Origin of the sequence: Mesorhizobium sp. M1227, from assembly GCF_040318315.1 — a bacterium.
GTDB lineage: Bacteria > Pseudomonadota > Alphaproteobacteria > Rhizobiales > Rhizobiaceae > Mesorhizobium.
This window is the reverse complement of sequence record NZ_JAMYLZ010000003.1, coordinates 391086-417449: the sequence shown is the minus strand read 5'-3', so window position 1 is coordinate 417449 and position 26364 is coordinate 391086. Positions and strand designations below refer to the sequence as shown.

At 62.6% G+C, this 26364-nt stretch carries 27 protein-coding genes and 2 tRNA genes; 15 read left to right on the top strand and 14 right to left on the bottom strand.

The window, feature by feature from the left end; genetic code table 11:
* Positions 1–59: 59 nt before the first annotated feature.
* Positions 60–1274, bottom strand: coding sequence for a deoxyguanosinetriphosphate triphosphohydrolase (locus tag NKH28_RS07545; protein WP_352978399.1), 1215 nt, complete (start codon positions 1272–1274; stop codon positions 60–62).
* Between the two features lie 73 nt (positions 1275–1347).
* Here NKH28_RS07545 and erpA point away from each other — a divergent pair, with 73 nt between their 5' ends.
* The 4 genes from erpA to NKH28_RS07525 all read left to right on the top strand — a co-directional run bounded on the left by erpA (position 1348) and on the right by NKH28_RS07525 (position 3307).
* Positions 1348–1695 carry an iron-sulfur cluster insertion protein ErpA gene (gene erpA, locus NKH28_RS07540; protein ID WP_254818314.1) on the top strand — a complete coding sequence of 116 codons (348 nt, stop codon included), beginning with the start codon at positions 1348–1350 and terminating at the stop codon, positions 1693–1695.
* 2 nt (positions 1696–1697) lie between these two features.
* Positions 1698–2087, top strand: a complete 390-nt coding sequence (locus tag NKH28_RS07535) for a VOC family protein (RefSeq protein WP_352470415.1) — start codon at positions 1698–1700, stop codon at positions 2085–2087.
* Positions 2088–2117: 30 nt separating this feature from the next.
* Complete coding sequence (gene xth / locus NKH28_RS07530) at positions 2118–2912, top strand: exodeoxyribonuclease III (RefSeq protein ID WP_352500877.1); 795 nt, start codon at positions 2118–2120, stop codon at positions 2910–2912.
* A gap of 77 nt (positions 2913–2989) precedes the next feature.
* A complete protein-coding gene (locus NKH28_RS07525; RefSeq protein ID WP_352978397.1) occupies positions 2990–3307 on the top strand; it encodes a hypothetical protein in 318 nt (105 codons plus the stop codon).
* Between the two features lie 24 nt (positions 3308–3331).
* On the opposite strand, the gene NKH28_RS07520 is transcribed toward NKH28_RS07525, so the two are convergent.
* The 9 genes from NKH28_RS07520 to NKH28_RS07480 form a co-directional block, all read right to left on the bottom strand.
* On the bottom strand, positions 3332–4168 hold the full coding sequence (locus NKH28_RS07520; protein ID WP_023678939.1) for a tetratricopeptide repeat protein: 837 nt from the start codon (positions 4166–4168) through the stop codon (positions 3332–3334).
* The gene (gene ilvD, locus NKH28_RS07515; RefSeq protein WP_352816843.1) at positions 4155–5879 is read right to left on the bottom strand and encodes a dihydroxy-acid dehydratase; all 1725 of its coding nucleotides are present in this window, start codon (positions 5877–5879) and stop codon (positions 4155–4157) included. The genes NKH28_RS07520 and ilvD overlap by 14 nt, the downstream gene beginning before the upstream one ends.
* 280 nt (positions 5880–6159) lie before the next feature.
* Positions 6160–7380, bottom strand: a complete 1221-nt coding sequence (locus NKH28_RS07510) for an OmpP1/FadL family transporter (protein WP_352500879.1) — start codon at positions 7378–7380, stop codon at positions 6160–6162.
* A gap of 460 nt (positions 7381–7840) precedes the next feature.
* Positions 7841–10624 carry a valine--tRNA ligase gene (locus tag NKH28_RS07505; RefSeq protein ID WP_352978395.1) on the bottom strand — a complete coding sequence of 928 codons (2784 nt, stop codon included), beginning with the start codon at positions 10622–10624 and terminating at the stop codon, positions 7841–7843.
* 114 nt (positions 10625–10738) lie between these two features.
* The gene (locus NKH28_RS07500; protein ID WP_352978393.1) at positions 10739–11176 is read right to left on the bottom strand and encodes a zinc ribbon domain-containing protein; all 438 of its coding nucleotides are present in this window, start codon (positions 11174–11176) and stop codon (positions 10739–10741) included.
* Between the two features lie 24 nt (positions 11177–11200).
* A complete protein-coding gene (locus NKH28_RS07495; RefSeq protein ID WP_352831518.1) occupies positions 11201–12061 on the bottom strand; it encodes a DUF2497 domain-containing protein in 861 nt (286 codons plus the stop codon).
* Between the two features lie 199 nt (positions 12062–12260).
* Positions 12261–13652 (bottom strand): TolC family outer membrane protein, encoded by a 1392-nt coding sequence (locus NKH28_RS07490; protein ID WP_352470406.1) that lies wholly within the window; start codon positions 13650–13652, stop codon positions 12261–12263.
* Positions 13653–13839: 187 nt separating this feature from the next.
* The gene (locus NKH28_RS07485) at positions 13840–14508 is read right to left on the bottom strand and encodes a protein-L-isoaspartate O-methyltransferase family protein (RefSeq protein WP_352815687.1); all 669 of its coding nucleotides are present in this window, start codon (positions 14506–14508) and stop codon (positions 13840–13842) included.
* A gap of 89 nt (positions 14509–14597) precedes the next feature.
* Positions 14598–14671, bottom strand: a tRNA-Cys gene (locus NKH28_RS07480).
* A gap of 217 nt (positions 14672–14888) precedes the next feature.
* Between NKH28_RS07480 and NKH28_RS07475 the strand changes: the two genes are divergently transcribed.
* Entirely contained in the window at positions 14889–15089 is a 201-nt protein-coding gene (locus tag NKH28_RS07475; protein WP_352451402.1) for a hypothetical protein, read from the top strand.
* Between the two features lie 64 nt (positions 15090–15153).
* On the opposite strand, the gene NKH28_RS07470 is transcribed toward NKH28_RS07475, so the two are convergent.
* Positions 15154–15414: a hypothetical protein gene (locus NKH28_RS07470; RefSeq protein ID WP_023676401.1), complete on the bottom strand. Its 261-nt coding sequence runs from the start codon at positions 15412–15414 to the stop codon at positions 15154–15156.
* 219 nt (positions 15415–15633) lie between these two features.
* On the opposite strand from NKH28_RS07470, the gene NKH28_RS07465 reads away from it, so the two are divergent.
* A tRNA-Asn gene (locus NKH28_RS07465) sits at positions 15634–15708 on the top strand.
* 257 nt (positions 15709–15965) lie between these two features.
* Here the strand turns inward: NKH28_RS07465 and NKH28_RS07460 are convergent.
* Positions 15966–16871, bottom strand: a complete 906-nt coding sequence (locus tag NKH28_RS07460) for a LysR family transcriptional regulator (protein WP_352978388.1) — start codon at positions 16869–16871, stop codon at positions 15966–15968.
* A 186-nt stretch (positions 16872–17057) separates the two neighbouring features.
* On the opposite strand from NKH28_RS07460, the gene NKH28_RS07455 reads away from it, so the two are divergent.
* The 7 genes from NKH28_RS07455 to NKH28_RS07425 all read left to right on the top strand — a co-directional run bounded on the left by NKH28_RS07455 (position 17058) and on the right by NKH28_RS07425 (position 23224).
* The gene (locus tag NKH28_RS07455) at positions 17058–17285 is read left to right on the top strand and encodes a hypothetical protein (protein ID WP_352470377.1); all 228 of its coding nucleotides are present in this window, start codon (positions 17058–17060) and stop codon (positions 17283–17285) included.
* A gap of 50 nt (positions 17286–17335) precedes the next feature.
* Positions 17336–18382, top strand: coding sequence for an alpha/beta hydrolase (locus NKH28_RS07450; RefSeq protein ID WP_352978386.1), 1047 nt, complete (start codon positions 17336–17338; stop codon positions 18380–18382).
* A 66-nt stretch (positions 18383–18448) separates the two neighbouring features.
* The gene (locus NKH28_RS07445; protein ID WP_352470375.1) at positions 18449–18652 is read left to right on the top strand and encodes a cyclophilin-like fold protein; all 204 of its coding nucleotides are present in this window, start codon (positions 18449–18451) and stop codon (positions 18650–18652) included.
* A 62-nt stretch (positions 18653–18714) separates the two neighbouring features.
* Entirely contained in the window at positions 18715–18861 is a 147-nt protein-coding gene (locus NKH28_RS07440; protein ID WP_352766966.1) for a hypothetical protein, read from the top strand.
* Positions 18862–19533: 672 nt separating this feature from the next.
* Entirely contained in the window at positions 19534–20019 is a 486-nt protein-coding gene (locus NKH28_RS07435; protein ID WP_352539766.1) for a (2Fe-2S)-binding protein, read from the top strand.
* Positions 20016–21005: an FAD binding domain-containing protein gene (locus NKH28_RS07430; RefSeq protein WP_352978384.1), complete on the top strand. Its 990-nt coding sequence runs from the start codon at positions 20016–20018 to the stop codon at positions 21003–21005. The genes NKH28_RS07435 and NKH28_RS07430 overlap by 4 nt, the downstream gene beginning before the upstream one ends.
* A complete protein-coding gene (locus tag NKH28_RS07425; RefSeq protein ID WP_352978382.1) occupies positions 21002–23224 on the top strand; it encodes a xanthine dehydrogenase family protein molybdopterin-binding subunit in 2223 nt (740 codons plus the stop codon). The genes NKH28_RS07430 and NKH28_RS07425 overlap by 4 nt, the downstream gene beginning before the upstream one ends.
* Here the strand turns inward: NKH28_RS07425 and NKH28_RS07420 are convergent.
* On the bottom strand, positions 23202–24401 hold the full coding sequence (locus tag NKH28_RS07420; protein WP_352978380.1) for an amidohydrolase: 1200 nt from the start codon (positions 24399–24401) through the stop codon (positions 23202–23204). The genes NKH28_RS07425 and NKH28_RS07420 overlap by 23 nt on opposite strands.
* 84 nt (positions 24402–24485) lie before the next feature.
* On the opposite strand from NKH28_RS07420, the gene NKH28_RS07415 reads away from it, so the two are divergent.
* Positions 24486–25316: an AraC family transcriptional regulator gene (locus tag NKH28_RS07415; RefSeq protein WP_352978378.1), complete on the top strand. Its 831-nt coding sequence runs from the start codon at positions 24486–24488 to the stop codon at positions 25314–25316.
* Positions 25317–25386: 70 nt separating this feature from the next.
* Entirely contained in the window at positions 25387–25818 is a 432-nt protein-coding gene (locus tag NKH28_RS07410) for a cupin domain-containing protein (RefSeq protein ID WP_352978376.1), read from the top strand.
* A 55-nt stretch (positions 25819–25873) separates the two neighbouring features.
* On the opposite strand, the gene NKH28_RS07405 is transcribed toward NKH28_RS07410, so the two are convergent.
* The gene (locus tag NKH28_RS07405) at positions 25874–26320 is read right to left on the bottom strand and encodes a nuclear transport factor 2 family protein (RefSeq protein WP_352978374.1); all 447 of its coding nucleotides are present in this window, start codon (positions 26318–26320) and stop codon (positions 25874–25876) included.
* Between the last annotated feature and the right edge of the window lie 44 nt (positions 26321–26364).

The window sequence follows — 26364 nt, the reverse complement described above, 5'->3', positions numbered from 1 at the left end:
CTATGGCTCTGACGGTTTTGCATGGATCCGGCGCGTTGGCCGGCAAAATCGCGCCCGCCCTAGCTCAAATCCGGCGTATGGTCAAACAAACGCCTGTGTTCCTTGAGCGCATAAGTGTCCGTCATGCCGGCCAGGAAATCGGCAACACTGCGCGCCTTGACGCGGTCCTCTGCCCGGTCGAGCCCTTCGCGCCAGCCATCCGGCATGGCGCGCGGATCGGCGAAATAGACGTCGAACAGGTCCCTGACGATCTGGTCGGCATCGGCGCGCACCCGCATGACCTCCGCATGCCGATAGAGGTGCTTGTAGAGAAAGGCCTTCAGCTCCTTTTCCGATGCGGCCGTGTCGGCGGAGAAGCTCACCATCGTCTCGCCGGCCGCCCTTACCGCTTCGGCGCTGCCGGGCTTGATGCGCGCCAGATTGGCCGTCGTCGAGACGATCACGTCCTCGACCATGATGGTGATCTGCCGGCGCATCAGCTCGTGGCCGGTGCGTACGTCATCGAGCGCCGGATAGCGCTGACGCACGCCCTTGAGGATCGACCCCGGCAGCGAGACGCCCTCCAGCATATCGAGCGTCAACAGCCCTGCCCTCAAGCCGTCATCGATGTCGTGGGTGTTGTAGGCTATGTCGTCGGCAATCGCCGCGCACTGCGCCTCGATACCGGCGAAGCGGTCGAGCTCGAGGTCGTGCAGTTCGGAATAGTCGCGGATCGCCTGCGGCACCGGCCCCTTCAGCCCTTTGCCCTTGGCATCGGTCAGCGGGCCATTGTGCTTGACCAGCCCCTCCAGCGTTTCCCAGGTGAGGTTCAGCCCGTCGAACTCGGCATAGCGCCGCTCCAGCCGCGTCACCACGCGCAGCGACTGTGCATTGTGGTCGAAGCCGCCCCAGGCGGCCATCTTGTCGTTCAGCGCGTCCTCGCCGGTATGGCCGAAGGGCGTGTGGCCGAAGTCGTGCACCAGGGCCACCGCCTCGGCCAGGTCCTCGTCGCCGCGCAGCGCCCGCGCCAGAGCGCGTGCGATTTGCGCCACCTCGATCGAATGCGTCAGCCTCGTGCGGTAATGGTCGCCTTCGTGCGCGACGAACACTTGCGTCTTGTGCTTCAGCCGGCGGAACGCCGTCGAATGGATGATGCGGTCGCGGTCGCGCTGGAAGGGCGTGCGCGTCGGGCTTTCCACCTCGTCGAACAGCCGCCCGCGCGACTTCGCCGGGTCGCTGGCATAGGCCGCGCGCGGCCGATAGCCGAATCCGATGTCGCCCAACTCATTGGTCATAGCGTATGCCGCAGTTGACTTGCCCCGTCGCGCTTCATACCTATCATACGAAACCGAAAGCAAGGTGACGCCCATGGGCGCTGATGCCAAGACCGCCATGAAAGTCGAGATGACCGACGCCGCCGCCAGGCGGATCGCCAAGATTGTGGCGAGCGAAGCCGGCAAGACGGCCCTGCGCGTTTCGGTCGAGGGCGGCGGCTGTTCCGGCTTCTCCTACAAGTTCGACCTGGTCGACAGGCGCAATGACGACGACGTCGCCATCGAGAAGGACGGCGCCACCGTGCTGATCGACGACCTGTCGCTGGTCTATATGGGCGGCTCGGTGATCGATTTCGTCGACGATCTGATGGGCCAGTCGTTCCAGATCAGAAACCCCAATGCGGTCGCCTCCTGCGGCTGCGGCACCAGCTTCTCGATCTAGAAATGCCCGACATCGGCGCGGTCCGTCAGGTCGCGCTTTCCGCCGGGCGCGACCTCGATGCGACGCTGGCGTTCTGGCGCGAGGTGCTCGGCATGAACCTGCATGCGCGTTTCGATCCGCCGGGCATCGCCTTTATCATGGCCGGTGACGTGCGCCTGCTTTTCACCGACGGCCTGCCTGCCGGCACCGTCTATCTCGACATATCGGGCCTCGACGAGTTCCACGCTTCGGCAAGGGCCGCCGGTGTTCCCTTCACCGCGCCGCCGGCGCTCGTCCATCGCGACACCGAAGGCCTGTTCGGCCAGGCGGGGGAAAGCGAATGGATGGCCTTCCTAAAGGACCCGGCAGGCAATACGATCGGCCTTGTCGAACGTCATCCACCGGATCGCTAGTCTCCGGACCACCAGCCTATCGAGGCCGTCATGAAAATCGTCACCTGGAACATCAACGGCGTTCGCGCCCGCATCGGCAATTTGACCCATTGGCTGACGGAAAGCGCGCCCGACATCGCCTGCCTGCAGGAGATCAAGACGGTCGACGAGCAGTTTCCCCGCGCCGAGATCGAGGCGCTCGGCTACAATGTCGAGACTTACGGCCAAAAAGGCTTCAACGGCGTCGCCATCCTGTCGAAGCTGCGTTTCGACGAGGTCAATCGCGGTTTGCCGGGCGACGATGCCGACGAGCAGGCGCGTTTCATCGAGGGCGTGTTCTCGACCGACAAGGGCGCCTTGCGCGTTGCCTCGATCTATCTGCCGAACGGCAACCCGATCGACGACGAGAAGAAGTTCTCCTACAAGCTTTCCTGGATGGCGCGACTTGAGCGCTGGGCCGAGGAGCGGCTTGCTCTGGAAGAGCCGCTGGTCCTGGCCGGCGACTACAATGTCATTCCCGAGCCGATCGACGCGAAGTATCCGGAAAACTGGCTAAGCGATGCACTGTTCCAGCCCGCGACGCGGCAAGCGTTCCGGCGGCTGAAGAATCTCGGCTTCACCGAAGCCGTGCGTGCCGTCACCGACGCCTCGGACATTTTTACGTTCTGGGACTATCAGGCCGGCGCCTGGCAGAAGAACAACGGCATCCGCATTGACCACCTGCTTCTGTCGCCCGAAGCCGCCAACTGGTTTTCCTCGGCTTCGATCGAAAAACAGGTGCGCGCCTGGGAAAAACCCTCCGACCACGTGCCGGTGGCGATCGATCTGGCGCTGCAGCCGGCCTGACCGGAGCTGCTGTCCGGCGGCACATTGATAAGTTGACCTCTTATCGCCACAAATCGCGCGCTTAATGAGAAATCATCATGGTGGCTGGGGTTCCCATGACTACTCGATTTGCACTCTGCCCGATCGGCTGCGCGCTTGCGATGGCGGTGGCGACGCCGGCTTTTGCCGATGCAGAGTGCCTGGCTAACGGCAAATCATTCCAGATCGGCCGGGTCGCCTGCCTGACGCTTGCCGGCCAAAGCTACCTCGCCCGTTGCGAGATGGTGCTCAACAACACATCCTGGACAAAGCAGCGGGATGGCTGCCCGGAGAACACGCTGGCCCCACATCTGCAGGGCACGCCGATCTCAACACCGGCGCCCAGCCGCATGCCGGCGGAACCGACCGACAATTGATCTAAAAACGGAAATTCTGCCGACCTATTGGTCGCCGCCACCCTTGGTGAGGATGTCGTCGGCCAGCGAGATCGCGGTGCGGCGGTCGGCTTCGCCGGCGGCTGCAAACGCTTCTTCCTGCATGCCGCGGATCCATGGCTGGTCGGCGGGTGAGGCCCGTTCGAGCGCCGCGGTCATCATCGCCAGCCCCCGCACGATCTTGCCGCTTTGGAAAAGCAGGTTGCCGAGCGTCGCCTGCGCGCCCGCATGGCCCTTTTCGGCCGCCAGCTGGAACCAGCGTCCGGCCTGCTTGACGCTGGCCTTGACGCCGCCCTCACCCTTGAGGAACATCTGGCCCATCTCGAACTGGGCGTTCGGGTTGCGGTAGTTGGCGGCGGCGCGCATGTAATATTCCTGGGCCGCCACCTCGTTCTCCTCGACGGGGCTGCCGGGAATGCCCTTCCTCAGATAGTCGCCAAGCGCCACCAGCGCGTCCGAAACATAGCTTTCCTCGGGCGAACCGGGCTCGACATCCTGGTCGACGATCTCGCTGAAGAACTTGAACGCCGCGTAGTCGTCTCGCGCCACGCCATCGCCTTCGGCATACATGCGCGCAAGCTTCCAGGTGGCGCCGATCTGGCCGTTCTCTGCGGCATATTTATAGGCTTCCGCGGCCTGCTCCTTATGGCCGTTCTTGTAGGCGGAAAAGCCGAACTGGAACACCGCCCACGGGCTCGACTGCGGCTTCACGCCGGTCTTGTCGTCGAACACCTTGTCGTCGAAGGCCATGGCCTGGCCGACGGCGCCCAAGGTCGCGCCAAACGTGGCGAGCGCAACCAGTGCCGAAAGGACAGACGACCTCAACAACTCAGATGTCCGCATAGCAGTGTGTTTCTTTGGCACCGCCGGGATGGGTGACCGCGCCGTCGCGGGCAGGTCCGACCGTCTGTGCGTATTTCCAGATCGCGCCCGACTGATAGTCGGTCGTGCGCGCCTTCCATGATTTTGCCCTCGCCGCCAGTTCGGCCTTGGACAATGCAACCTCGATCGTGCCGTTCACCGCATCGATCGAGATCAAGTCGCCATCCCTAAGCAGCCCGATCGGGCCGCCCACTGCCGCTTCCGGCCCGACATGGCCGATGCAGAAACCGCGCGTTGCGCCCGAAAAACGCCCGTCGGTGATGAGCGCTACCTTGCCGCCCATGCCCTGGCCGTAGAGAGCCGCCGTCGTCGACAGCATTTCGCGCATGCCCGGGCCGCCGCGCGGACCCTCGTAACGGATGACGAGAACCTCGCCTTCGCTATAGTTACGGTGCGTAACAGCCTCGAAACATTCCTCTTCCGAATCGAAGCAGCGTGCCGGACCCGAGAATTTGAGTTCCGCCATGCCTGCGACCTTCACGATCGCGCCTTCGGGGGCAAGGTTACCCTTCAAGCCCACGACCCCGCCGGTCTGGGTAATCGGCCTATTGGCGGGACGGACCACATCCTGGCTGTCATTCCAGGAAACATGTTCCATATTTTCGGCCAAAGTGCGGCCGGTCACCGTCAGGCAATCGCCGTGAAGATAGCCATGGTCGAGCAGCGTCTTCATCAAGAGCGGAATGCCGCCGGCCTCGAACATGTCCTTGGCGACGTATTTGCCGCCCGGCTTGAGGTCGGCGATATAGGGTGTTTTCTCGAATATCTTGGCCACGTCGAAAAGATCGAACTTTATCCCGGCCTCGTGCGCGATCGCCGGCAGATGCAGCGCCGCGTTGGTCGAGCCGCCGGTGGCCGAGACCACGGTCGCGGCATTTTCCAACGCTTCTATAGTAACGATGTCGCGCGGGCGGATGTTCCTTGCGATCAGCTCCATGATCTTTTCGCCGGAAGCGAAATTGAAGCGGTCTCGCATCTCGTAGGGTGCCGGCGCGCCGCAGGAATAGGGCAGCGCCAGGCCGATCGCCTCAGCGACGGTGGCCATGGTATTGGCGGTGAACTGGGCGCCGCAGGAGCCGGCCGACGGACAGGCGGCTTGCTCGATCTCGAGCAGCTCGGCGTCGCCGATCGTGCCGACCGAATGCTGGCCGACCGCCTCGAACACGTCCTGCACGGTGATCTGCCGGCCACGGTAGCTGCCGGGCAGTATCGAGCCGCCATAGATGAAGATCGACGGTACGTTGAGGCGCACCATGGCCATCATCATGCCGGGCAGCGACTTGTCGCAACCGGCCAATCCAACCAGCGCATCGTAGCAATGGCCGCGCATGGTGAGCTCGACCGAGTCGGCGATGACCTCGCGCGACACCAGCGACGACTTCATGCCCTGATGACCCATGGCGATGCCGTCGGTGACGGTGATGGTGCAGAATTCGCGTGGCGTGCCGTTGGCGGCCGCCACGCCCTTCTTGACCACTTGCGCCTGGCGCATCAGCGAGATGTTGCAGGGCGCGGCCTCGTTCCAGCAGCTGGCGACACCGACCAGAGGCTGCGCGATCTCGGCCGCCGACAGCCCCATTGCATAAAGGTAGGAGCGATGCGGCGCCCGCTCGGGACCAACGGTCACGTGGCGGCTCGGCAGCTTGGCCTTGGAGATCGCTCTGGCGTCCATACTCGTCCTTGCCGCGGGCGGTGCGGCCTGCCTCTTCGCCTAGCCTTTTGGCGCATGTCCCGAGACAGGTTCGAGGTGCGCCGGGTTTATGGCGGGAAATAGGCAATGTTCTCGGGCGGCCGGGCGACGCGAGGGTTGTTCAGAAACTGTTGCCAAAACGTCACAATTATCGGAGCGAACATCATGGGGGGCAATTTGTTGCATTGGCCGAATGCCGGATGACGCACCGAACAAAACGGCCGGGCAGCGCCCGGCCGTTTTGTCGTTTAAAATTCAATAGTTAGAACTTGATCTTGACGGAAGCCGAACCAGCGAGAAGCAGGTCGTTGCCGTAGGTGTAGGTAACGGCATTTGCCACGTCGCCGACACCGCTGAAAGTCGATGACCCGCTCGTCAGCACACCGATCGAGCCGCCGAGCCTGACCTCGACCTGGTCGTTCGGCGAATAGGAGACGCCGCTGGCGACGGCCCAGGTATCCGACTGATAGCCGGAGGTCGTCGAGGTGCCGCGATCCCAGGTCAGCGAAACCACGCCCGACAATTGATCGGTGAACTTGTGCCCGATACCGCCCGTGACCGTCCAGCCGTCGCGATAAAGCAGGTCGAATGAAACGGGCGAGGGCAAACCGGTTACCGGACTGCGCACGCCATTGATGGCAATGACGCCAAGCTTGCTCCACTCCTGCCAGCGGATGGAACCAAAGGCCAGCCAGCCAGGAGCTATGCCGCTCTGCAGCTTGAATTCCAGAGCCTGAGGTATCTCAGCCGACGCCGAGACTGGGTACACGCCGGTAGAGCCGGGAATCAGATCCGCTGGAAAGGCGCCCCTGAAGCCGGTCGTGTCGACGGTTCCCGACAGCCCGTCATATTTGTAGCTCGAAGAGTACATCAGGCTGGCGCGCAGAGCGATCTCGGGGATCTCATAGGCTGCGCCCGCACGCCAACCCCATGCCTCGTCGGATAGCTTGAAGACACCGAGGCCGGTATTGCCGAAGGCGAGCAGTGTCTGACGGGAAAGAAACGCGTCTACCTGCTGGTAGGAGACACCGCCGATGAATCGTACGGAGCCCTTGCCGACGTTCACCTTATAGGAGCAGGTGAGACCGAAATCGTCTGTGTCGACGGCGTATTTGACCGCTGTCGGCGAATAGGCGTTGTTCATGCCGAAATTCGCGTCCGCACCATACGGTCTCGTATAGGTGGCAAGACAGTCTACGGGCTCAAAGATGTTGGCCTTGATGCCGACATGCGGCACCGCATAATCGCCACCAACGTCCACCGCCGATGTCGACAAACCCGAGCCATCGAGACGCTGCACATTCTTGAGTTTGCGCTGTGGCGAAACATAGGTGACGCCTGCGTCGAACGAATATGGCGCCGCGTCGAACAGCTGGTCGATGTTGACGCCGCCCCGGTCAAAGCCCCCGGCCTGCACCGTCCCAGCCAAAGCCAGCGAAAAAGCCCCCGCGCCCAGCAGCACTTTCAGACGCGAATAACACATGAATCTCCTCCCCGAAATATCCTTGCATCAAGCTAGAACCAATTCAGGTTAACGGCGCAACAACGAATTCGCCGTGCGTACATGTACAGCTTGGCTGAACGCATTTCCGACAAGGTGTCGGCCTTCTTACCGAGGCGGGAAAATGGCCGCCACAATACAGATCGACGAGAAAACTCGGGAAAAACCCCTAAATCACTACAAAACAGGGCATTTTGCGTGCCCAATTAGCCATTGTTACATTACGGCAACAATGGGGCAAAAACATTCAGTTTGCCTCAAGATTTACGCTGCGGAATGCCCGTTTTCGTGGCAGGCGGCCTGTCTGGAAGGCAGATTCGTGACCGGCGAATCTATTGCGGCCAGCAGGCCCAATTTGTTTGATCAGCCGGCCCAATCTGTTCGATCAACTTGTTTGATCAGCCGGCCCAATCTGTTCGATCAACCGGCCCAATCTATTCGATCAACCGGCATCGCGCACCCGCGCCAATGCCACCGAAAGCTTCTCTTGCGCCTCGCGATATTCGGCGAGTTTTTCACGCTCGGCCTCCACCACCTCTTCCGGCGCGTTGGCGACGAATTTCTCGTTGGACAGCTTCTTGTAGAGCCGCGCTATTTCCTCGGTCACCTTCGCAAGCTCCTTGTGCAGGCGCGCTGCCTCGGCGGCAAGGTCGATCAGGCTGCCGAGCGGCAGGCAGATCGTCGCCTCGTTGACGACGATCTGGGCGGATCCCCTGGGTGGCGCCTCGGCGAGCGAGATGTCGCCGACCCGCGCCAGACGCTTGATAGCCGAGCCCTGACGCTCGAGCCTTTCGTGTGTCGCGTCGTTGGCGCCGATCACCACGAGCGGTGCGATAGCCGCCGGCGGCACGTTCATCTCCGAACGCACCGAGCGGATGCCGGAGACAAGGTCGATCAGCCAGTTGATATCGGCGGCGGCCGCCTCGTCCTCGAAGTCGGGCGACGGCCATGCCGCATGACAAAGCAGCGATTGCCGTTGCCTGCCCTCGCCGGCGGTTTCGGCCCACAGTTCCTCGGTCATGAACGGCATCATCGGATGCAGCAGCTTGTAGATCTCGTCGAGCACGAAGGCGACGCAGGCCCTGCTCTCGGCCTTGGCGGCCTCGTCGGTGCCCATGAACACCGGCTTCAGCAGTTCCAGGTACCAGTCGCAGAACTGGTTCCAGACGAAGCGGTAGGCGGCACCCGCCGCCTCGTTGAAGCGGTATGAGGTGATGCCGTCCGTTATGTCGCGCGCGGCTCGCGTCAGCTCCGTCAGGATCCAGCGGTTGACCGCCAGCTTGGCGTCCTGCAGCCAGAAATCGTCGTCGCGCGCCACTTCGTTCATCTCGGCGAAGCGCGTCGCGTTCCACAGCTTGGTGCCGAAATTGCGATAACCGGCAATGCGGGCCGGATCGAGCTTAACATCGCGGCCTTGCGCTGCCATCACAGTCAAGGTGAAGCGCAGCGCATCGGCGCCGTATTCGTCGATGAGCTCGAGCGGATCGATGACGTTGCCTTTCGACTTCGACATCTTCTGCCCGTTCTTGTCACGAACCAGCGCGTGGACATAGACCGTATGGAACGGCTCCTGGTCCATAAAATGCAGGCCCATCATCATCATGCGGGCGACCCAGAAGAAGATGATGTCGAAACCGGTCACCAGCACGTCGGTCGGGTAATAGGTCTTCAGCTCCGGCGTCTGGTCCGGCCAGCCAAGCGTCGAGAACGGCCACAGCGCCGACGAGAACCATGTATCGAGCACGTCCTCGTCGCGGGTCAGGATCTCGCCAGGTTGGAAATTCTCAAGCTTGTCCTCGACCCAGGCCTTCCACGGCCCTTCCAGCGCCAGATAGTATTCGACGGCGGCACCGAGCGCCTCTTCCTCGGTCTTTTCGACAAAGACATGCCCGTCCGGCCCGTACCAGGCCGGGATCTGGTGGCCCCACCAGAGCTGGCGCGAAATGCACCAGGGCTGGATGTTTTCCATCCAGTCGAAATAGGTCTTTTCCCAGTTTTTGGGCACGAAATTGGTACGGCCCTCGCGCACCGAGGCGATCGCCGGCTTGGCCAGTTCCGCCGCATTGACATACCACTGGTCGGTCAGAAACGGCTCGATCGGCACGCCGCCGCGGTCGCCGTGCGGCACCGTGTGGCGATGCGGCTCGACCTTCTCGAGAAAGCCGCCCGCCTGCATCAGCTCGACGATCTTCTTGCGCGCATCGAAACGGTCGAGGCCGTCGAGGCTGTCCCAGACGGCCTGGCGCTCCGGCGTCACTTCCAGTCCGGCGAGAAAGTCCTCATTGTCCTTGAGGCTCACCGCCGCATTGACGGTGAGGATGTTGACCGCCGGCAGCCGGTGGCGCTTGCCGACCTCGAAATCATTGAAGTCATGCGCCGGCGTGATCTTGACCGCACCACTGCCTTTTTCGGGATCGGAATACTCGTCCGCCACCACCGGGATCCTGCGGCCGACGATCGGCAGGATGAGGTTCTTGCCGACGAGATGCCGGAAACGTTCGTCGTCGGGGTGGACGGCGACAGCCGTATCACCCAGCATCGTCTCCGGGCGGGTCGTCGCAACGGTGATGAAGGTCTTCGGATTTTCCGGATCGAAGGTCATGCCTTCGACCGGATAGCGGAAGTGCCAGAGGTTGCCGTTGACTTCCTGCTGCTCGACCTCGAGATCCGAGATGGCGGTCAACAGCTTCGGGTCCCAGTTCACAAGGCGCTTGTCCTTGTAGATCAGCCCTTCCTTGTAGAGCGTCACGAACACTTCGAGCACGGCCTTGGACAGGCCCTCGTCCATGGTGAAGCGCTCTCGGCTCCAGTCGGCCGAGGCCCCGAGCCGCTTCAGCTGGTTGAGGATCGCGCCGCCGGACTCGGCCTTCCACTCCCACACCTTGTCGATGAACTCATCTCGCGTCAGGTCGCGGCGGTGGATCTGCTTTTCCATAAGCTGGCGCTCGACCACCATCTGCGTGGCGATGCCGGCATGGTCCATGCCTGGTTGCCAAAGAACGTTCTTGCCGCGCATGCGCTCGAAGCGCACCAGAATGTCCTGCAGCGTGTTGTTGAGCGCATGACCCATATGCAGCGAGCCGGTGACATTCGGCGGCGGGATGACGATGGTGAAGGCTTCAGCCCCCTCCTCGGCCCCGGCGCCGGCCCGAAACGCGTCGGCCTCTTCCCATATCCTGGCAATCTTCGGCTCGACGGCTTTGGCGTCGTAGGTCTTTTCGAGCATGGGAAAACGGTCCGCGCTGTCCGGAATTTGTGGTCCGGTGTAAATCGGAAGGTTGTTGCCAAGTCAACCGCAAGGGCGGCGGGTTTGTTCCACCTAGCTGCCCTGATGAGTTCTTTACTTGGCGGCAAGCCCATGCCCGCATTCGGCACAGAATTTCGCCCTTGGCGTGCGGTATGGTTTTCCGCAGGCCGGGCAATCGGGGCCATAGTCGGAACGGCGGACGTGCAGAAGCCAGTACGTGTGGCCAAGCGTGACCCCGGTGCGTTCGCGATAGCGATCGGCAGCCGGATGTTTCATTTCCTTCCAGAAGCCATTCTTGGAAATGAATCTCTTGGTTTGAAAGTAAAGCGCCGCAGGGTCTCCGACGATCTCTCGATACTCCTCGTCGGTAAGCATGGCACCCAAGATCGCAATCGATAGCTGTAGGTCTGTTTGCGGTTCATCGATCGACGATAGCAGGCGGGCTGCTCCGGCGAAATGCGTGGCGCGCAACTCGCCCTCGCGCGGACGCTTAATGCAATTCGGCCGTTTCAGGACATCGGCTGTGCGCAACTAGGCCCGCAAGCCGGAAAGCTGCTACTGCGCGCCGCGCGCGACGCGCTCGATTTCCTCGCGCACCAGCCGCTCGACCAGCGTCGGCAGGTTGTTGTCCAGCCAGTCCTGCAGCATGGGCCGCAGCATCTCCTCGGCCATCTCGTCGAAAGTCTTCTTGCTGCGGCTGGCAAACGCGTCTGAAAGCTCACCGAAGGCGGCGGCAACCTGCCGGCCCGTATGCTCCGAAAGGATCGCCGGCCGAAGGGACGGCGCCTCGCTGGCCGCCGGACGCGCCAATCCGATTCTAGAAGATTCCGGGCCGATTTTAGAACGTTCCGGGCCGCTTTCCGAAGGCTCCGGCCCAATTTCCGAAGGCTCCGGCACAGGTTCAGCAGTCGCCTCGTTCTCGAAAACCTCGGCTTTCGGCTCGGCGTCCGGCGTCCGGCGTGGCTCGGCGCGCTCCGGCTTGGCCATCGCGTCGCCGACCGCCGCGATCTCGCGCCGCCAATCGGCGATGATGGTGTCGGTCGTCTCGGCAGCCTTGGCTGTCGCAGGCCGATCCGGCTTTGCGGGAGCGGTGTTCACCTCAGCCAGCGTCACCGCTGCCTTTTCCGGGCCGGCGCGCAGCGGCGTTTCCAGGGGCTCAATGACCGGCGCGGCCGTTGGCTGCACCTCGGCGCGCGTGGCCGGCTTGGCGATCTCCAGTCCGCCGCGCAGTTCGGAGCGGAACGCATCCCCCTCCGCTGCCAGTCCGGCTGCCGGCGCCGGTTGCAGATCCTGGCGCAGCTCGTCGGCGTCGCCCGGCTGCTTGCGGCCGGTATCGCTGTCCTCGATGATCCTTCTGATGGAAGCTAGTATTTCTTCCATGGAAGGTTCGCGCTGTACGCTGCTTGCCGTCGCCATCGTCACATCCGCCGCCCTTGTGACTCGTTCTCAGATTTCCTGTCCGGCAATGCCGGATTCGAATCATGGCAACAGCGTAACCGACGGAACGGCTTGCGAGAATCCCCAATCTGGCGACATCTCGGATTTCAACAGATTAGGGTCGGGAGTTGAAAGCCCGCGCGTCGTTCGAGCGCGGGCTGAAAACACGGCCTGGCGATCAGCGGCCGTCCGGCGTGCGCAGACCGATCCACTTGTCCTTGACGGCGTTGTAATGCTCTTCGGGCCTGTACTTCGTCACGTTGAGCGCAAGGCGGTCTGCCGACAAATGGCCAACCGCCGAGAGGATGGCATAGCTCGCCACCACCACGTCGCGTTCGGCGCTGACAAGATTGATCTTGGCGGTGATGAGGGTCGCCTGCGCGTTGAGCACGTCGAGCGTGGTGCGCTGGCCGACATTGCGCTCTTCGATGACGCCGTTCAGGGCAAGCTGCGCGGCGGCGACCACCTGCCGGTTGGCCGTGACGCTTTGCTGCGCGGCGGTGTATTGCGACCATGCCGAGGTCACCGCCTGGCGCACGGTGTCGCGGCTGACATCGACCTCGATACGGGCCTGGCTAAGTGATTCCTTTGATTGGCGAACCAATGCCGAGGTCCGGCCGCCGGAATAGATCGGTATCGTCAATGTCGCGCCGATGTTCGCCGAATTGGTTACGCCATCCTGTGTCGAGGAGAGCGAGCCGGGCGCGGTGCCGCGATAGGCGCTCGAAACACCCGCCGACGCCGAGAGTTGCGGCAGCAGCGCGCCTTCGGCAGACTTCACCGAAAACGCCGCCGCGTCGACCAGATGCGCGGTGGCGAGGATGGCCGGATGCTCGGCCGATGCGATCGCGATCGCTGCATCGAGGCTCGACGGCAACAGCTTCGACACCGGCGAAGCCGGCCTGAGCCTGCCCGGCTCGTCGCCGACGATCTGGCGATAGGTCGCGGCGCTTGCCAGCGCCGTGGCGCGGGCGGCGCTCAACTGCGCCACCGCGGAGGCACGCTGGGCGTCGGCTTGCGCGACGTCGGTGCGGGTACCTTCGCCGACCTCGAAGCGCGAACGCGCCGCACGCGCCTGCTCGGTCAGGAATTGCAGGTTCTGTTCGGTCAGCACGGCGACCTGACGGTCGCGGATGACGTCCATATAGGCGCTTGCCGCGTTGAAAAGAGTGTTTTCTTCGGCGTTGCGCAGGCTTTCGAACGAAGCGCGGACCCGCGATTCGGCGGCCGCCACATTGTTCCTGGTCTGAAAACCGTCAAACAGCGTCTGGTCGATCTCGACGCCAAAGTTGCCGGTGGTCAACGAGATGTTTCGGTGCAACAGGTTGCTGTGGCTGGCGGTATAATCAATACTTCCGGAACCGGTGATGGTCGGGCGCCAGCCGGACTTGGCGATGGCAACGCCCTCGTCGGTGACGCGAACGCCGGCGCGTGAAGAATTGAGAGAGGAATTGTTCTGATAGGCCTTTGAAAGTGCCCCGAGAATGGTTTCGGCCGAGGCGGCCATTGGAGAAAGCGCGGTCGCCGAAACGAGGACAGCGGTAAAAAGCAACTTGCGTACAGACGGCACGTTATATTCCCTCATTCGTTTTGCACGGGAACTGCGCCACGCTGGCTCCTCCTTCTGATCAGCCGGCGCCGCGTTTTTTATCGTTCCCCCGCTGAAAGCCCCCAAGAAACACCCGGTTATGCAGATCAGCAACGATTGTTCAAACGCAAGCGATCATGACAGCGCCTTCGCTGCAAGGCAAAATCACTCAGAATTCGAAGGCGGGAATGCGTTCGAATCCCGGTAGTGGCTTAATTGCCGCATTAAATGCGCGTCTTCCCGTTACAACCCCTCCAGTCTTAAAAAAAAGCCGGGCTACGCCCGAATTGCCCTGCCCTTCAACGGCGACGAGTCGGCCGCCTTCGGCAAGCTGGTCGAACAGCGCCGCTGGCACCTCGCCGACGCTGCCGCCGATCAGGATGACGTCGTAAGGCGACTTCTCTGCGTGGCCTTGCGGCAGCGGCCCGTGGACCACCGTGACATTGCCGCAACCCAGCGCCGCAAGCGTCGAAGTGGCGGTCTCGGCCAGCGCCGGATCGCTTTCCAGCGCCACCACGGACCTTGCCAGCCGCGACAGGATCGCCGCCGCATAGCCGGTGCCGCAGCCGACATCGAGTGCCGAATCGCTTGGGCCGATATCGGCCAGCTGCATCAGCTTGGCCAATGGCGACGGTTCCATCAGATAGCGCGGGCCATCGGCCGTATCGGCAATGCGGATGTCCTCGTCGATATAGGCAAGATCGCGCTGGCCGGGGGCAACAAAGGCCTCGCGCGGCACCACAAGCATCGCCTCGAGCAACGTCGCGCTGGTCACGTCGGTGGTGCGGATCTGGCCGTCGACCATCTTCACCCGGCGTTCGGCAAAATCAGCGCTCATGTTCCAACCATCCGCTTGCCGCGCAAAGGCCGCGGCTGTTTCGACCGGAACTGAAGCCCCCTGGCGCTGACGCGCGGGAGCTCGGGCATTGGAGGCCTCGCCCGGAATCGAACCGGGGTGCAAGGATTTGCAGTCCTCTGCGTAACCACTCCGCCACGAGGCCTCATTGCTCCCGGCGTTCCACCCGGCTCCAATAGGTTGCGGCGAAAATGCCGTCAAGCGGCCACCATGCATTCCCAACGGTTCCTCGACATTCCATGCCCTGCCTTATCAACGCAATGCCCATCTTAGCAATAACATATTAGCTTATCGTTAAGCATGATTCTGGGCGACGGGAACCCGAAACCGGCGGCCACGTTGGGCAAAGAGGAGGCTCCGCCATGCGTCGAGCAGCTACGAAGGACGGCACGTCGCGCGGATTGTCGCAGTCTGCAGAGCTTGTGCGCTATGCCATCGACCGCCTCAGCATAGAAGGCGCAAACACCCTGCCGCCGCGCGACCGGGCGCGGCTGGCATCGGCTACCGCCGTTCTCAAGGAGCTTTGCGAACGTCTGGAGAGCTGCTTCGACCAACCTCGGTAAACGTATGGGCGGACGACGCCGCTCGCCGACATATGGCAGGCTGGCGGCCGTCAGCGGGGCAATCTCAGTCAGGCCGGCGCCGTCGCTCCCACCAGACGACGAAGCGGCGCCGATGACGACGCACCAGGGCAAATTCGTAGGAGAGCACCAGCAGTCCGATCGGTACCATCCAGAAACCCAGGATCGGCAGGAAGCCGAGAATGCCGCCGATGATCAGCACGACGCCGATCGCAATCCTGAGGCCGCGCGAGCGCGGCATGGTGAACTGGCGGCCGAAGACCGAGATTTTCCGGGCCGGTGGCTGTTCGTCGCTCATTGCCGTCATGTGAAATGTCGATCCGTTTGCATCAGTAGCACGTCAGCCGGAGAAAGCCGCAACGGCCTTTTCTGTTCCGTGACAGGCGAGAGACAGCTCATATGAGGGCGCTCGCCGGCCATTGCCAGCAAGCCTCGCGCCAAAAAGCATCGAAAAAATGCGAAATGCTTCTTTGCAAAGCCGAAACGGGTTTGCTATAGGCTGCCCCACTCACGCAAGAGCCTCTGTTCCCCGGTAGCTCAGTGGTAGAGCAACCGGCTGTTAACCGGTTGGTCGCTGGTTCGAATCCGGCCCGGGGAGCCAACATCTACGCTGCGGTGCGATGCGGCCGCGGACCTATTCAATTTCCCTGTAGGATCATGCGCTTCGCTCCAGCCGGCGCGATGGGGAAGAAAGTTGTGGCCAACCTTCGCGCAAGCATCGACGCGATGTTCTGGTTATAACTAACGCTTCGGGTTGGATACCGGACCTCGACCTATGCCTTTCCTGCTGCGCCTATCGAGATTCAGGAATGAGCCGCTATCGACCACGCCCCTGAGTACAATATGACGAAGGGAACATCACGATCCCGACGGATCCCGATGCCGCAACGCGTCGACAATGATCTTGAACGCATGAAGGTTTTGGCGGCGGCTCGGATAATAGAGAAAATAGCCATCGAAGAAGGGTGACCAGTCGTCGAGGACCTTCACCAGCAATCCTGAGACGACGTGCCGCTCCACGATGTTCTCGGGAACATAGGCGATGCCATAGCCACTCACTGCAGCGTCGATCATGGCGTAGGAGTTGTTGAAGGTAAGTTGACCGTCCACACGGACACGCAGCGCCTGTCCATCCTTCTCGAACTCCCATGCGTACAGACCACCGGCGGTTTCGTGACGCATGTTGATGCAGACGTGCCGGACCAGATCCTGCGGATGCACAGGCACGCTGTGCGCCGCGAAGTATCGCGGCGAAGCCACGGCGACTAAGCGCCAGTCCGGGCCGATGCGGACCGCGATCATGTCTTTCTCGACGCTCTCTCCAAGCCGGACACCGGCATCAAAGCCTTCCTCGACAATGTTGCGGAAGGTGCTGTCCAGGATCAGTTCGACGCCGATGTCGGGATAGCCGCTGAGGACCGGCTTAAGCTTCGGCCAGACCACGCTTTCGAGCGCGTGGTCGGACAGGGTCAACCTGATCGAGCCTGACGGCTTTTCGCGGAGCGCCATCAGCGCTGTGATCTCGTCTTCGATTTCACCAATGCGCGGGGTGATCGTCTGTAGCAGCCTTTCGCCCGCAACGGTCGTCGCGACATTACGCGTCGTGCGGGTCAGAAGGCGTATGCCCATGCGTGTTTCGAGCTGCTTGATCGTGTGACTGAGCGTCGATTGCGCGACGCCGAGCTTTGCCGCCGCCTTGGTGAAGCTGCGCTCTTCTGCGACAGCCTGAAACCACGTCAATTGGTTGAGATCGGTTCTGGCCATGAAGTTTCTCTCTCCGTCGCTTGCAACGGATTATTCGATATAGTCGATAGGTTCATACCGATTTATAGGGCTAATCGCTTTATGGCAAAACCATTAGGTTTGCACTGCAACAATGCATTACCGCGATGTCGGTGATTTGGATGACATGGATGTCGCAAAATGCGGCCGAGGCCGCCGGCAGGCCTGATGGTCGCGGCGATCCAGGCTTCGATCCTTCTGGGCGCGGTAGTCGGAGGGGTGCTGCTGTATGGTCTGACGATCTCCGCGATCTTCATCGGCAGCTTGGTTCTGGCCGGCTTCGCAATCGCGCTGATCGGCAACGGTCGGCGTCTGCTCAAACTCGAAGAGGACTGGCCAAAGTGGCGAGTGGTTCAATTCCAACCCAAACTTACAGGAGATCGGAAATGCCTTTGAATACCCCTGATACGAAAATACCAGCGCGTGAAATCCACCGGCGGGAGCTTTTGAAGCTGACCGGCTCCGGCATCGCCGCCTTCAGTGGGGCGTCACTCTTCAACTTTCCCTTCGCAAAGGCTCAAGATATGTCAAACGGTGCAAACAATTTCTATACGAGCGGTCAGGTGACGCTGGAGAAAGTGACCTTCAAGAGCCAATACCAGATGAATGTTGCGGGAAATCTGCTCGTTCCCAAGAACCTCGACCGCAATGCAAGTCATCCGGCCATCGTCGTCGGCCATCCAATGGGCGCGGTGAAAGAGCAAAGCGCGACCCTCTATGCCACCAAGATGGCCGAGCAGGGCTTCATCGCCATGGCGATCGACCTGCCATTCTGGGGCGAGAGCGGGGGCGAAGCCCGACAGATCGTTTCGCCGGATGTCTATGCCGAGGCGTTCAGCGCGGCGGTGGACTTCCTCGGGACACACGCGTTCGTGGACCGCAACCGCATTGGCGCGATTGGTGTCTGCGGCAGCGGCAGCTTCGTCATCAGCGCCGCCAAGATCGACCCGCGCATGCGCGCCATCGCCACGGTCAGCATGTATGACATGGGCGCGGCGAACCGAAACGCACTCAATCACTCGCTAAGCGTCGAGCAACGGAAGCAGATCATCGCGGCGGCCGCCGAACAGCGCTACTCCGAATTCGAAGGCGGCCAAATCCAGTATACGGGCGGCACTGATCTCGAACTGACCGCGTCGACGCATCCCATCCAGCGCGAGTTCTACGATTTCTATCGGACACCCCGCGGAGAGTTTACCCCGGCGGGTGTCTCCGACCAGATAACGACTAAGCCGACGCTGACCAGCAACGTCAAATTCATGAACTTCTACCCGTTCAATGACATCGAGACGATCTCGCCGCGCCCAATGCTGTTCATCAGCGGCGATCAGGCGCATTCGAGGGAATTCAGCGAGGAAGCCTACAGACTGGCAGCCGAGCCCAAGGAACTGGTTTGGGTCCAGGGCGCCGGTCACGTCGATCTCTACGACCGTGTGGACCTGATTCCGTTCGACAGGCTTACCAGCTTCTTCAATCAGCACCTCTCCGCGTGACTGACGAGATGGAGCCTGTGTTTGCTGGGGCGGGCTCCATCTGCCTAGAAAACGGAGGAATGACCCGTGCTGAAATCACTGCTGAGCGCTGGCGTTATTGCATTTGGAATGGTTGGACCCAGGATGGCTCAAGAACGTATTCGCATTTCATCAGACTGGGGCGAGGTCACGGCCGATCTTGCCGATAACGAAGCCGCAAAGTCTCTTGCTCAGATGTTGCCGCTTACCATTGAGATGAGCGACCACCTTCGCCAGGAAGAAGACCGGTAAATCTACCGGCTCCATTTCCGGAACAGACACGGCAGCGCGACTTCTCGGTCGGCACGCTCGGGCTGTGGAGTTCCGATCATTTCGTGATCTACTATCGGAATGGTCGCGTCCCGTCGTCCGGCATCGTTGTGCTCGGGAAGGTCGCCGGCGATGTTTCGATCTTTGATCGTCCCGGTTCCGTCACGGTGAGAATTGAACGTGCTGGCTGAGGCGTGTGCAGCGCGGTGGCATCACGGGAAACAGCGGCATGAGCCGGGTGCGGATTTCGACAGCGCCTGCCCCTGCGGTCACAGACGCCACGACCGGCATGGAGCACCTCCTTGCCACCGCGGCGATCCGCTCCCTGATTTCCCTCGTGATCGTACTGATCCCCAGGCCGCGTTCAACACTGCCGCGCGATACCGTCCCTAGCCGACCTTCACGAGCAATCCTCCTCGGCCCGCCGGCAACGAGTAGCGCCTCAGTGCGATCACGGTCACGTTTCGTTTCCTGTGCGCTTGCGGCGAATCCTGGCGTCGTCCGATCGCGAACTCGTAGTTCTCAGCTTCATCTTTCATTTGCCGGACGACATTGCCAGTCGCAAGGCCGCCCCGCCCTGGAAAGCCGCCTGCCCTAGATTGGACAGCGGCGCGGCAATGTTCCCAATGTAGGCCGCCCAAGCCAACCTGAATGACGGGAATTACGGAATTACGGTGACACTTTTTGCGGCGGCATTCAGGGCGTTTCCGCCGCAAATCTCAAATGCGCGTTTTTTAGCCTTCCCTGACCGGCAGCGCCTTTTCACCGGAATTGACCGCCCTATTTCGCCTCGACAGGTGGGTGGCTGCTTGCTGGACGAGTCCCTTGCGGCGAGTACGGCATGTGCTTCGAGGTACCCCCACATGAACTTCCACGATCGGCACCTATTGCGGTTGCGGGTGAACGGAGAGGATCACAGCCTTTCCGATCTCGATCCCCGCGTCACGCTGCTCGACCTGCTGCGCGAGCGGCTTCATCTGACCGGAACGAAAAAGGGATGCAATTTCGGCGAGTGCGGCGCCTGCACCGTGCATCTCGACGAACGGCGTGTGAATGCCTGCATGATACTTGCCGTGTCCTGCGAGGGACGCGAGGTCACGACGATCGAAGGGCTGGCAGACGGCGACGCGCTTCATCCCGTGCAGCAGGCGTTCATCGATCATGATGGTTTCCAGTGCGGATTCTGCACGCCCGGCCAGGTGATGTCGGCGGCGGCGCTGATCGAGGAGGGACATACCGGCTCCGATGCCGAGATCCGCGAATGGATGAGCGGCAATCTGTGCCGCTGCTCCGCCTATCCGCAAATCGCCGAGGCGGTGCGGGCGGCGGCCGGGAGGGTGAGCCAATGACCCCATTCGTCTACGCGCGCGCCGATAGCCTGGGCGACACGATCGCGGCCGGTGCCGCGCCGGACAGCGCCTTTCTCGCCGGCGGCACCGAATTGCTCAACTGGCTGCGCCTTGGCATTGCCGAGCCGGTGCGGATCATCGACATCTCCCGCCTCGACGGGCTGGATCAGATCGAGGCACTGCCCGGCGGCGGCTTGACGATCGGCGCGCTGATGCATCTCAACGATGTCGCGCAGCATGCGCTGGTCATGCGCGACTATCCGGTGTTGAGCCAGGCGATCCTCAACGCAGCGTCGCCGCAGCTGAGAAACCTCGCAACGATAGGCGGCAATCTGCTGCAGAAGACGCGCTGCGCCTATTTCCGTGCCGAAGAGCAGCTGCCATGCAATAAACGTGAGCTCGGCTCCGGCTGCTCGGCATTGCATGGCATCAACGACAATCACGCAATCTTCGGCTGGACCAAGGATTGCGTCGCCACCCAGCCATCCGACCCGGCGGTGGCGCTGGCAGCACTTGATGCGGTCATCGTCACCGCGCACCGCAGCGGCGGCCGGCGCATTCCGGCAACGGAATTCCACCTGCTTCCCGACACGCGGCCCGAGGCGGACAATGTGTTGCAGCAAGGCGAACTGATTACGGCAATCGAGCTGCCGGCGCCGGCGCCGCGATCTGCCTACCTCAAGGTGCGCGAGCGCGAATCCTACGAATACGCCATCGTCTCCGCCGCCGCTGTACTGCAGATGGACGGCCAAACCATTCGTCGGGCTGCCCTGGCGCTGGGGTCCGTCGCGCTGCGGCCGTGGCGGCTGAGCGCCGCCGAGGAGCAGCTCGCCGGCGCCGAAATCGGCGATCGCGAGGCGTTGAGCACCGCTATCGAGCAATCCTTCGCCGAAGCGCGTCCCTTGTCGCAGAACGCCTACAAGATCGAACTGGCCAAGACCGCCGCTTTGCGGGTGATCGAAAGAGCAGCGAGGATGCCGTCATGATGATCAGCCAGCCTGTTGCCCGCCCTGACGGCGGCGCCAAGGTGACCGGCCGCGCCCGCTATGCGGCCGACTATTTCGCCCCCGACCTGCTCTATGCGGTACTCGTGACGGCGCCCGTTCCGGCCGGCCGCGTGACGTCGATCATGGTCGACGACGCGCTCGCCGAGAAGGGCGTCGTGCGTGTGCTCACGCATGAGGACATGCCCAAATTCGGCCGGTTCGCATCGCCGAGGGCCGAGCCCGATACGCAGATGCAGCAGGCCGAAGGCCCGCCGGCCGCGCAGAGCTTCATGCCCATGCAGGGCGACGAGATACGTCACGAGGGTCAGCCGCTTGCCATTGTGCTGGGCGAGACGCTGGAGGCGGCGGAGGCCGGCGCCCGCCGCGTCGCATTGCGCTACGAGTTCGCCGAGCCGGAATTGCCGGCACCGCCGGAGTGGACCGCCATCGACAAGGCTGCGGTCGTGCCGAGGGAGAGCGGCTTCCTGTTCCTGGAGCCGACGTTTACGAAGGGCGAGGTCGACCGCGGGCTTAGCGACGCCGCCGCCACGGTCGAAGCCGTCTATTTGCAGCCGTCGCGCCATCACAACGCCATGGAGCCCTCGGCGACACTCGCTGAGTGGAATGACGGAGAGCTGACGCTGCACGATGCCACGCAGCACGTCTACGGTGTCCGCCAGGTGCTTGCCGCCCGCATGAATGTCCCGGCCGAGAAGGTCCGCGTGATTTCCCGCCATACCGGCGGCGGCTTCGGCGGCAAGGGCTGGATCTGGCCGCATCAGGTGCTGGCCGCCGCCGCCGCGCGCATCATGCAGCGCCCGGTCAGGCTGGCGCTCAGCCGCGCCAATGCCTATTCCTGCCTCGGCTACCAGCCGCGCATGGCACAGAAGATCGTGCTGGCTGCGGACAGCTCGGGCAAGCTGACCGCAGTACAGCAGGACGTGATCAACCTGACCACCGTGAGCGACGATTTCGTCGAGTTCGCCACCGAAGCCTCGAAGGGTCTCTACGCCACGCCGGCGATGCGTCTCAGCCAGCGCGTCGAGCGCGCGAACGTCGCCATGCCGACGGCGCTGCGCGCGCCGGTCGAGGGTCCAGGCACCTGGGCCCTCGAAAGCGCGATGGACGAGCTCGCCCACCGCCTGGGCGTCGATCCGCTCGACCTGCGTCTGATCAACCATGCGGACACGGATCCGGCCACCGGCCAGCCCTGGTCATCGAAGAAGCTGCGCGAGGCCTATGAGGAAGGCGCCCGCCTGTTCGGCTGGCGCGAGCGCCCGCGCAAGCCGCAACGCGACGGCGATTGGCTGATCGGCTACGGCATGGCGACCTGTACCATGGGTTGTTTCCGCCACCCGACGCCTGCAGCCGAGGTCAGGCTGCACAGGGACGGCACGGTGCTCATCCGCACCGGCACGCAGGACATAGGGACCGGAACACTCACCATCTTTCCGCAGATCGCAGCCGACGTGCTGGGCCTGCCGATGGAGAAGATCGAGTTGGAAATGGGCGATACGCAGCTGCCGGAGGCGGGACCGACCTATGGCTCGTCATCGACCATGGGGGTGGGCGCGGCGGTGCTTGCCGCCGCCGAAGATGCGCGTTCGCAGCTTGCCCGTCTTGCCAATCTGCTGCCGGACGAGGTGGAGATGCAGGACGGCAAGATTCGCCGCAGGGGCGCTGCCGGCGGTCAGACGATCGCCGATGTGATGAGCCATACCGACATCGGCGAGATCGTCGGCTCCGGCTCGTTCGATCCGGCGCAGCATGGCAAAGACCTCGCCATGCGCACTTTCGGCGCGATTTTCATGGAGGTCGGCGTCGATCCGGGGCTCGGCCTGCTCAGGCTCCGTCGCGCCGTCGGCAGCTACAGCGCCGGCCGCATCGTCAATCCCCGCACCGCACGCAGCCAGATGACGGGCGGCATCATCTGGGGCTGGGGCATGGCGGCAATGGAGCAGAGCAGGCACGAACCGGTGCTAGGGCGGTTCCTGTCGAAGAACCTTTCCGGGGTCGCCATTCCGGTCAACGCCGACATTCCCGGCGACATCATAATCCACTTCGTCGATGAGGTGGACGAGCATGCCAGCCCGATCGGCGGCAAAGGCATCGGCGAGCTCGGCGCCACCGGCGTTGCCGCTGCTGTTGCCAACGCCGTCTTCGACGCCACAGGCAAGCGGATCCGGGAGTTGCCGATCACGCCGGAAAAACTGCTGTAGAAGGATCGGCCCGCGGAAGCGTCTGCTCGATGAGGTTGACGTAATAGCGCATCACCGTCGGCACGATCTCGTCGTTGAAAGCGTAGCGGTCGCCGTGCAGGCCTTCGCCCGGGCCGACCTCGCCGGCGCCGATCCACGCATAGCAGCCGCCGGCGGCGCGGATCATGAAAGCGAAATCCTCGCAGCCGAGACTGGGGCTGAACTCGGTCAAGACATTCTCCCGGCCGACGACGGAGGCGGCGGCCTCGACGGCGCGGGCCGTCGCATCCGCCGTATTGATCAGCGACGGATAGCCCTCCCTGTAGTCGAGCCTGGCCTTGAGCGAATGCGCGGCGGCAATACCTTTTGCGATCTCGCCGATCAGCCTCTCGCAATGGTCGGAAAGGCCGTGCTCGAAGAAGCGGCAGGTGCCTTGCAGCCAGACCTTGCCCGGCACGATGTTGCCGACATTGCCGCCATGGATCTGCGTGATGCTGACGACAAGCGCGCCCTGCGGGTCGACCGAGCGGCTGACGATGCGCTGGACGGCTTGCACGAAGGCGCCGGCGGCCAGGATCGGGTCGTCGCCGAGCTGCGGCATCGCGGCATGCGCGCCAAGACCCTGGAAGGTCAGTTCGAAATTATCAACGGCCGCCATTTGCGCACCAGCGCGGGCGGCGATCGTCCCCAGCCTGACGCCCGGCCAGTTGTGGACCGCATAGACCGCCTCGACCGGAAAGCGCTTGAACAGGCCGTCCTCGATCATGCGCATGCTGCCGCCCTCGTTTTCCTCGGCCGGCTGGAAGATGAAATTGACGGCGCCGTCGAAGGCGCGCGATTGACTGAGCAATTTGGCGGCGCCGAGCAGCATCGCGGTGTGGCCGTCATGGCCACAGGCGTGCATCACGCCCTCTTGCCTCGAAGCATAGGGCAAGCCGGTTTTCTCCAGCACCGGAAGCGCGTCGAGCTCGGCGCGAAGGCCGATGGCGCGTGCGCCGCCACCGCTGCGCAGGACACCGACGACGCCGGTGCCGCCGATCCCCTCATGCACCTCGTCGACGCCGAAAGAGCGCAGTTTCTCTGCAACGAAACGGGCCGTTTCGTATTCATTGAATGCGAGCTCCGGATTGGCATGGATATGGTGCCGCCAGCCTACGACCTCTGGTGTCAGCGCGGCGACGGGGTCATTATGCAACATGATGCCTCCTTTCCGCCGACAAAAAGCGGCTTGGTTTGCCAGCCATAGAAGGCCCGGCGAGAGGCGTCTTGAACCGGATTGACCATGGCAAGGACAAACGAAGCGGCAGAGACCGGGAAATACTGGCGCCATCCGTGCTTCCCCGACCTTGGCCTGTTCGAGGCGCGCTTCACCCGGCACCGCTATGACCTGCACACGCACCCGACCTATGTGATCGCCCTGATCACCTCCGGCTGCGAGCGTATTCGCATCGGCCGTCAAAGCGTTCTCGCTCCGGCAGGCACCATTGCCGTCGTCAATCCCGAGGAGTGGCATGACGGCGAACGCGGGGCGGATGAAGGCTGGGCCTACCGGACGTTTTATCCTTCGGTGCCGCTGATGAGCGCGCTTGCCGACGAACTCGGCCGCGACGGCGCTCCGGTGTTTTCGCGCGCGACGATCGAAGACAGCAGTCTCGCCGCAGCATTGACGGCAGCACACCAGGGCTCGACATCCCCGGACACAATGACGGCCGAGACGTCCCTGCTCGTGGCGCTTAGACGGCTGATCGTTCGCCATGGCGACTCGAGCGGACGGGCCGAAGAGATCGAAAGCTCAGGATCGCAGCGGAGGTTTTCGCTCTGTCGCGACCTTATCGAAAGCGAACTTGGTTCGCAGCTCGACCTCAAGCGGCTTGCCGGCGTGGCAGGCGTGACCCGGTTCCAGGTCATCCGCGACTTCAACAAGGCGATCGGCCTGACGCCGGCGGCCTATATCCGGGACCGGCGATTGCGCCGGGCGAGCGCGCTGATCGAACAGGGATCTGGCCTCGCCGACGCCGCTATCGCAGCAGGTTTCGCGGACCAGAGCCATCTGTCCCGTACATTCCGGGCCATGCATGGCATGACGCCAGGCATGTTCAGAAGAGCGGGATAAGGCGCTCCTGAACAGACAAGCTTGCGCGCCAATGCCCGCTGCGCAATGCTGACGCAGCTCGGGGGGAATCATGCGAAAAATCTTGGCTTCGACGCTGCTGCTCGCGGCCATTCTATCCGCAACGGCTGCCCAGGCGCTGGATGCCAGCGGGACGCCGGTCATCGTGACCCCGCTTGCCTCTCACACCGAGACCGCGTCCGGCCAGCCGATCACGCTGCCGCAGAAGAACGTCCAGGTCCTGGTCTCGGCCTATCAGATCGCGCCGGGCGCGACCTTGCCGGTCCACAAGCATCCGTTTCCGCGCTATGCCTATGTCGAGGCCGGCACGCTTCAGGTCACCAACGTCGAGACCGGCAAAAGCAACACCTATCAAACAGGTGATTTCATCATCGAAATGATCGGGCAATGGCATCAGGCGACCAATGTCGGCGCCGATCCGGTCAAGCTGCTGGTCATCGACCAGGTCGAAGAAGGTACCAAGAACACGGTGTTGCGCCAGTAGCTGCCACGTCTGAAAACGGCGTCCGGGGCGGATCCAGCACAGCGCGTAACAGGCGTCAGAACGCGAACCCCTCCGGCAAATTGTGATTCCAATAGCCTTCCTCGACAAGTTCACTTATGCGCCAGCCCTCGGACGTGCGTACGACGCGGTCTCGATACCAAAGCCCCTGGAAGAAGACCTGCCTTTTGCCTTCGCCGAGGTCGACCACCATCGGGCATGAACAATGCGCGCGCGCGCTGGCCTCATCCCCGCGGAGATCCAGAAGGATTGTCGAAATGGTGTGCTGCGAGATCAATATCTTCGAAAGGGCGCCTTTCATGTAAGCAACATGCTCATCTACACCGCTCCTGATTCCACCTGTTACAGTGTTGTCAAGCAAGGCATCGGGTGTGAATATTTTGCGATAGGCTTCCCAGTCGCGATCGTCCACCGCATAGCAATAGCGAACAAGCAGCTGTTCGATCTCAAGCCTATCGGAAACCTCCTGCAATGAAAGGGTCATGTCCTGTCTCCGCGGTTGGCGGCACTAATGCCGCATGCGCCAAG